Raw genomic sequence first — 935 nt, 5'->3', positions numbered from 1 at the left:
AGAAAAATACTGTTAAAATAATTGGATGAAGACACTCAAATTACGCATAAAAGACAAACATTGCAAGGTGCTAAATCAGTTAGCATCCGAAGTAAATTTTGTCTGGAATTATGTCAATGATTTGTGTTTTAAGCATCTACAACGTAAACAACAATTCTTTTCAGCATACGACCTTGCAAAATACACGAAAGGCACATCGAAAGAATGCAACTTGCACAGTCAAACTATTCAGGCAGTGACAGAAGAATTGGTCACAAGACGCAAGCAGTTCAAAAAAGCAAAACTAAAATGGCGTGTCAGTAATAAAAAATCAGCTAGACGTTCACTGGGTTGGATACCGTTTAAAAAGGTTGCAATCAAATATGCTGATGGCTATGTTGAATATGGCAAGCATCAATTTAAACTATGGGATAGTTACGGATTAAGTCAATACAATATCAAAACAGGCACATTCGTAGAAGATAGTCGTGGACGTTGGTATGTTTGTCTTGTAGTTGATGCAGTCAAAATAGAAAAAAACAACGCTAAAACCTCAATTGGCATAGATTTAGGTTTAAAAGATTTAGCGACTTGTTCAGATGGCGTAAAACTTAAAGCACCTCAAATCTATCGGCAATATGAACAAAAACTTGGTATTGCTCAACGTGCAAAAAATAAGAAACGTGTCAAAGCCATCCATGCCAAGATTAAAAATGTAAGACAAAACATGCTGCATCAATTCAGCCGAAAACTGGTGAATGAACATGCAGCCATCTTCGTTGGCAATGTGAATGCCAAAGCATTAGCACAAACCAGATTGGCTAAATCAGTGCTAGATGCCAGTTGGACAACACTAAGAACCATGCTCAAGTATAAATGCGAGAACGCAGGGGTATGTTATGAAGAAGTCAATGAAGCCTATACCACCCAAATTTGTTCGTGCTGTGGCTCACGCT

Annotated in this window: 1 protein-coding gene; it reads left to right on the top strand. The window is 37.5% G+C overall.

Translation table 11 applies throughout. From position 1 onward, the window contains the following. Positions 1–25: 25 nt before the first annotated feature. Positions 26–935 (top strand): RNA-guided endonuclease InsQ/TnpB family protein (locus VF675_RS13690; RefSeq protein WP_440205386.1); only part of this gene is annotated, 910 nt, incomplete at its 3' end.

Origin of the sequence: Acinetobacter sp. Lyrl_1, assembly GCF_051948795.1 — a bacterium.
Lineage (GTDB): Bacteria > Pseudomonadota > Gammaproteobacteria > Pseudomonadales > Moraxellaceae > Acinetobacter > Acinetobacter towneri.
The sequence above is the reverse complement of the archived record's forward strand: the minus strand, read 5'-3'. Positions and strand labels throughout refer to the sequence as shown.